5 protein-coding genes are annotated in these 6,004 nt (G+C 37.3%); all 5 read right to left on the bottom strand.

The window, feature by feature from the left end:
• Positions 1-58: 58 nt before the first annotated feature.
• A complete protein-coding gene (locus IGI96_RS19580; RefSeq protein ID WP_077454678.1) occupies positions 59-262 on the bottom strand; it encodes a hypothetical protein in 204 nt (67 codons plus the stop codon).
• Positions 263-342: 80 nt separating this feature from the next.
• Positions 343-735: a DUF5592 family protein gene (locus tag IGI96_RS19575; protein WP_438785701.1), complete on the bottom strand. Its 393-nt coding sequence runs from the start codon at positions 733-735 to the stop codon at positions 343-345.
• A gap of 11 nt (positions 736-746) precedes the next feature.
• Positions 747-2,879, bottom strand: a complete 2,133-nt coding sequence (locus IGI96_RS19570) for a pLS20_p028 family conjugation system transmembrane protein (RefSeq protein WP_438785700.1) — start codon at positions 2,877-2,879, stop codon at positions 747-749.
• Positions 2,872-5,451 (bottom strand): type IV secretory system conjugative DNA transfer family protein, encoded by a 2,580-nt coding sequence (locus IGI96_RS19565; protein WP_438785531.1) that lies wholly within the window; start codon positions 5,449-5,451, stop codon positions 2,872-2,874. Before IGI96_RS19565 ends, IGI96_RS19570 begins: the two co-directional genes overlap by 8 nt.
• A gap of 113 nt (positions 5,452-5,564) precedes the next feature.
• The coding region (locus tag IGI96_RS19560) for a hypothetical protein (RefSeq protein WP_438785699.1) at positions 5,565-6,004 on the bottom strand (440 nt) is incomplete at its 5' end.

Here is a 6,004-nt window from a genome sequence, read left to right as displayed (position 1 = left end):
GACGGTGGCCAGTTTTAATTACTTAAAAAAATAATCGTCAACCGGCTAAAGAGGACGGTTATTTTTTTGCACTCTTTTTTCGTTTCTTCTTGCTTTTACGCCTAGAAGAACGTGTGTGTATAATCGTATCTGCTAGTTTCACACATGCTTCGATTAAACCAATGAAGGCCAATAAAACAGGCGCTATTGCTAACAAAATACCGACTATATCCACATCTTGCAAAGGGCTACTCCTTTCTTCAGATTTCGATAGTACATTCATAATGCACCACCACCTTTCAAAAGATAGCCACCGTCACAAACTTTACTGTTCTGCTATTATACCACAAACACTTCCCTGAATTACACGTTATCCAAGCGCTCAGTTTCAAGTTCTTCTAAAGAAAGCATTTCGTCTTCTTTTTCCATTTCTTCTACAGTTCCCATGACCATGTCGATTCGTTCTTGTACCTCAAAATCCATTCGATCGATCGCATGGTAGGTCGATCGATTATTTGTTAAAGTAATAAATAGTCGTTGGTAATTCCTCAGTTTCGCATTACTCACACTCGGACATAACCAAAAAAAGCCCATCAAAATGACAAACCAAAAAGAAACGCTTTGTAATGGGCCATAAGTCGCATCCTGGACATTTCTCGCAAGATTAAAGATTAAAAAACCTGCTACGCTATCTTTTAATAAAATAGCGCCCCAAAATTTCGTTTCCGTAAATATCTCGTTTTGAATATCGTGCATACTGTTTTCACCTACCCCGATTTATTCTTATTTTTAGCTCTTTTTCTTTCTAGATAAGGGGCAACTGATTCAGGATGTTCCTCTTCTCGTTTATTTCTGCGTTGATTTAACCATTCATTGACTTCCTGGCCAAATTCTTTGTTGCGATTGTACCCATCAACCATGTTCCCGACCTTATTTTTCGTATTCTTTTGGTAATTTGGCGTATGGATCATTTGATTCACTTTTTTAACAAATGGATTCGGTAATTCTTCATCTTTATCATTTTCCGGCTTTTTATTTTCCACATGGTTTCCGTGGATATTCTTAGTCATAGAATTATTTTTCACAGCTGAATCCTTCTCATTCCCTATCTTTTTAGATTCAACATCACCTGAATTTAAACTGGTCGCAGTTGACTCATTAATTGGCACTTCATTATCAGTTGTCGATAGATTTGATTGATCATTGTTGCTTTCTGGTTGATCTGTTAGTGGTGTTTGTTCTTCAACATGTGGTGAACCGCTGGATTCCCCTTCAAAGTCATCTATACTATTGTTATTGTGATCATCCTCCATATTATTTTCGTAATCATTCGCATACGGCTCAGTTTGTTCCAAGTTCGCATCATTTTCAGACAGTTCAAGATTTTCTTCAATACGAGCTTCTGGCTCTTCTTGAAGTTCAACTGATTGATTTTCCGGCGTTTGTGGTAATTGATCTTCGTTTGTTTCTTGCTCTGTTTCTGCTTCACTTGTACCTGGCTCATTCTCTTGAGGTTGATCGAGTTCTTCGGAATTTTCATTCGAATCTTCTTGATTTTGCACATCCGGTTGTTGGTTGTTACTGCCATTCTTGTTTTCTTCTTCCGGAAGATCCTCGTTGGTATTCTTCGCCATTTTGGAATTTAGACCAGCTTTTTCATCATTTTTTGGTTCCTCTTTTGAAGGCATTCCTTCAGATAATCCTTTCACAAAACCGGCCGTGTTTGCGGCACCATTAACTGTTTTACCAGTCATTTCACCTGCTTTCTTCACGGCTTTCAATGCACCAATCCCCATAATGAAACTTCCAGCTGTAGATAGTCCAGCATCAATACCGAGTGTTTTTTGGATAATCGAAGGACCATCATAGATAAACCATGCACCACCGATAATCCCAAATATCTGCGCTAATACGGATAACTGTTGTATCCCCAACCAGGAATTATAAGCAATAAACACTGCATACATGCCGAAAATAGAAAGGATCAGGACAAATCCTGAAAAAAGCTCCAAAACAGCAGTTTTGAGGAATTTAATGTTTCGAATACTGAAGTAAGCAACAATATTCGCCCAAATATAATTAAAGCCAAGTTCAATTCCTAACCTTCCACACCGAACCAAAGAAATGACTAAAGAAAATGCAAGACATGCCAGAGTGGCGATCAATGGTAACCAGTTTACAGACCACCGATAGTATCCCTTCACAAATAATTTCTTCATAAGCCAATCAGTGATTCCTCCTCCATCAGAATCAAACTTTTGAAGCTCTTTCCCACTACCGGATTTGCTATTTACCACTTCATACAATAATGGTTCGCCATTATCAATCTCTTCAGCATCGGTGATTTTCTCATTAATATCAAAAAAATCGCGGTCTTCTAAGTAATTTTTATTTTTTGGTTCCGTTGTAGTCCAACCATTGTCTGCTAAAACATAAACATCAGTCACATTCTTTTTAAAGCTGTCAAAACCGAACTCGGCTTGTTCGCTGCTAACTGCATCGACAGTAGAATTGACGATCTTCATTCCATCTGACATGATTGAAGGAAGTAACATAACGATAACTACCATCAATAAAGCATTTATCGGAACCGCTCTTGTTTCTTCTGTTTTCCCAAGAAACAGCACAGCGCCGATAATTAAAAGTGTGATCCCAATTCCAAATTTTTGAAACGCACTAAAAGTATCCAGGATTCCCCCTTTTCCAGTCATATCCGTAGCGTTGTAAAAGCCTAAGACACTAACCATTTCCGTCAGTACCCCACCTACTTTTTCAACAATCCACATCAACACACTAGTGATCCAATAAAGTATCGAACGACCAATATCTTTGATCATACTTTGAATACTCAAGAATGGCGCAAATTCGAGTAGCTTTTCTAAAATTTCTTTGTCACTCATAGACTGCCTCCTTCCATTCTCGAAATTGTTGGATATACCGGTTGATCATGCGTTCTTCACTAGTCGATAACAAGAACGTACATAAAGACTGTACCTGGCCATTTTCAAGTATTTGTTTTAGTTCTTGTAACACTTCTTTTTGGCCAACAAAGAAGCGAGCCATTATTTTCTGTATTTCTTCCACTTGTTCCTTTGAGTAATACGTTTGAACCGATTGCTTCCTTTCTTCGACTGAATATAGCTGTTCTAAAACTTTTGCTTTTTCTTCTTTTTTCCGCCGTTCTTCCTTCCCACTGTTTTTTTCTAACTGGATCAATTCTTCCAGTGACAATAAAGACAATTGCGTCCCCTCCTTTTTAGGAATAGGTTTCCTGTACGTTTCAATAGGTGGCACCTCTTTTTGTATCACAGCTGGTTGAGTTGCTTTTTCCTGTTGTGGCATGAGTGACCAATCCAGCTCTTCTAGTTCCATTTCTACAAATTGGTTATTTACAGGTATTTCCTCCCAAGAGACTTTATCCAACTTCCGGTATTCATAAAAAGGAATCATATTTGAATCATTTTCCTGAGAATTTAGAATGGGATACTGATAGATTGGATTTCCGTTTAAATCTTTATGCTTATTGATTCGAAGAACGACAGATTCACCGGCTCTCATTCTCTCCAATTCAAAACTAGCTAATAGATCGATTCGTTCCGAACTTTCTGTTTCAGTAGAGCTGATCGATGTTGGATCTTTGTGCCGTGTTTTCGAATAATTTGAGCGGGTTCCTAAACGTCCAGAGATATATTCATTGGTTGTCTTGGAACCAGTCCGGATATACACGAGATTCGCTGTATTCCCTAAAATGATTTCTTTGGTCTGCTCATCGTATAACGACGTTAATTGTTCCGTATCTTGTAAGACCAAATGCTGAAATAATTTCCGACTCGCCCCTGAAGTCCACTTGCGAGCTAAATCAGAAATTGCCACACCTAGATTTCCGCCTTCTTCGTAAATAAAGTGAACTGCTCGGTAACAAGCCGAATCGTCTTCTAAATTGCAACGATTGAGTAACACTTGATAAATTTGATCAATATAATTGACCCCTACCGCATTATTAGAAGAATCTGCGTCGGATAAAACGACAAAAACTGCAGTCGGACGTTCACGATCAAAACCAATTGATTCCAGATCAAATCCATCATCATAAGCAGTCATTTTTGCATTAGCACTCATGAGAAATTGTTGGAGATCTCCATCAAAATGAGTCACGATATTTCCCAGGGTAACTTGTGCGGGAGCAGAGGCTTTGATTGCATCAAAATAGCGCTTTGCGGGGTGACTTCTTGGCATTTCGCTAAAAAAGACATCCAAGTATGATTTCTCTTCATATTCAGCTAACAAGCGCTGTAGGTCTTTTTTATCCTTTGCGAACTGATTCAAAAAATCATGGCTGCCTTCTTTGATATGTTTAGACATCATGTCATTGACTACCGTATAAATGGTGTATGGATTCACCTTCATTTTTTCATTTTGTTCAAACTCTTGATCCGCTAAAGCAAGACCAGTAGAAATAAACAAGTTGCGACAAGCTTTCGTCCAAAAACCACCGTCTTTTCCTTCATTTACTTCTTTGAAATAAAGGAATGCAGCTTGGTTGATTGCTTTTTCTGCATTGGCTAATTGTTGTTCTGCCAATACGTTGTACTTCATGCGACTCGCTTTATCCTCTTCTTGTTTCGCTTTGTCTGCCTTCTTCTTCAATCGTTTGTAGTGCCGATAATAATTATTGAAGACGGCTAAAGTTGGGATTGGGTCTGAGAAATATTGATTTACAGTATTACAGATTCGAACGTTGTATCCTCGTCGTTTCAGTGTTTTGTACCACTTTCTCGGCTCGTCTCCTTTGGTCGCAGTCATGACAAAAGAAGCCCGATTGGCAATTAAGCGGGCTCTAGTTAATATATCTATGAAAGGATCAACAAAGAAAATGCCTTTCCCTTGCCTTGTACCGGCAAGGGTCGCTGAGTTCGAATCGGACGTATCTACATAATAGTAAAATATGCCTTTTTCTTTCTCTTCTGTCGTTTGCGGTTTACGACCTACCGGATACCCTGGCTTTCCATCATAAAAATCTTCATCTTCAGAAAAAATATGAACAGGAACTTTCTCATATTCTTTTTCCATATCTTCTTCTGGGGTAAAATGCATGGTTCCTTGTGTTAAATCGTCTTCCAATGGTCGAAAAGATGTGTACAGCTTATAATCAAAGTAACCAATGAAAGTAACTATTCCTATAAATAATAAGAAATAGAAGAAGGGATAGCGCAATATTGGGTAATAGAATATCGTTTGACCATACGAAACATGCGATCGCTTCACTGTGAACTCAAAGAGTGACTGACTAAAAAAAGCCACACACTGATGGAAAAGCCAATTTCCTAATGTCATTAGCACCAAAAATGCGATCACAGAAAAATAAGTAAGAAATTTACGATTGGCTAAAAAGCGCAAGCTATTCTTCTTTTCTTTTTCGTAATTCTTTTTGTGGTCTTTGCTTATTTCTTTCTGTTTATTTTTCTTTCCCATATTAACCTCCTCTCTCGTTCATTCTTCAAACAAAAAAAGACAAATGAAATTGTTCATCTGTCTTTAATCATCAATATTAGATTTTTACATATAAACTTATTACTATCTGATCCCTACTCAAAGTAATAATCTAAAAAGAGACCATCAGATAAGATGTTTTCTCTATCTTTACAAATTTGATCAAATGGTTTTATAAAATGAATATAGATTTTACTATTAGACTTCAGATTCGATAGTGAGTCATCATTGACTATTTTTATAAGATTTTTCTCAACACAATCTCTAAAATCAGTATTTACACCCGCTTCAGACAATTTGAATTCTCCATCATTCTCTAGTGAGTTACACAGTCGATTACAAAAATGTTTGTTTCTTATAGCAGCTAAACTGTTATAACAAAATAAAAATTCAGAGATAAATATATATTGTTGCACAGCCAATAGTATCCATAATATTCCCAAAACTATTCCTAACCATAAAAAGATTTGTATCCTCTCTGGGTCAAAAGATAGAGGAAATGAATAGTAGTACAAAGAGAAGTACGTCAAGCCTA

The sequence above is a fragment of the Enterococcus sp. DIV0421 genome (genome assembly GCF_051713745.1).
In the GTDB taxonomy this organism is placed as follows: domain Bacteria; phylum Bacillota; class Bacilli; order Lactobacillales; family Enterococcaceae; genus Enterococcus_D; species Enterococcus_D casseliflavus.
Note: the sequence above shows the minus strand (reverse complement) of the source record. Positions and strands in the feature narration are given on the sequence as shown.

What these genes read in the sequence shown, in the direction of transcription:
- IGI96_RS19580 (WP_077454678.1), bottom strand. Translation starts at nt 262, where the DNA reads ATGAATGTACTATCGAAATCTGAAGAAAGGAGTAGCCCTTTGCAAGAT.
- IGI96_RS19575 (WP_438785701.1), bottom strand. Translation starts at nt 735, where the DNA reads ATGCACGATATTCAAAACGAGATATTTACGGAAACGAAATTTTGGGGC.
- IGI96_RS19570 (WP_438785700.1), bottom strand. Translation starts at nt 2,879, where the DNA reads ATGAGTGACAAAGAAATTTTAGAAAAGCTACTCGAATTTGCGCCATTC.
- IGI96_RS19565 (WP_438785531.1), bottom strand. Translation starts at nt 5,451, where the DNA reads ATGGGAAAGAAAAATAAACAGAAAGAAATAAGCAAAGACCACAAAAAG.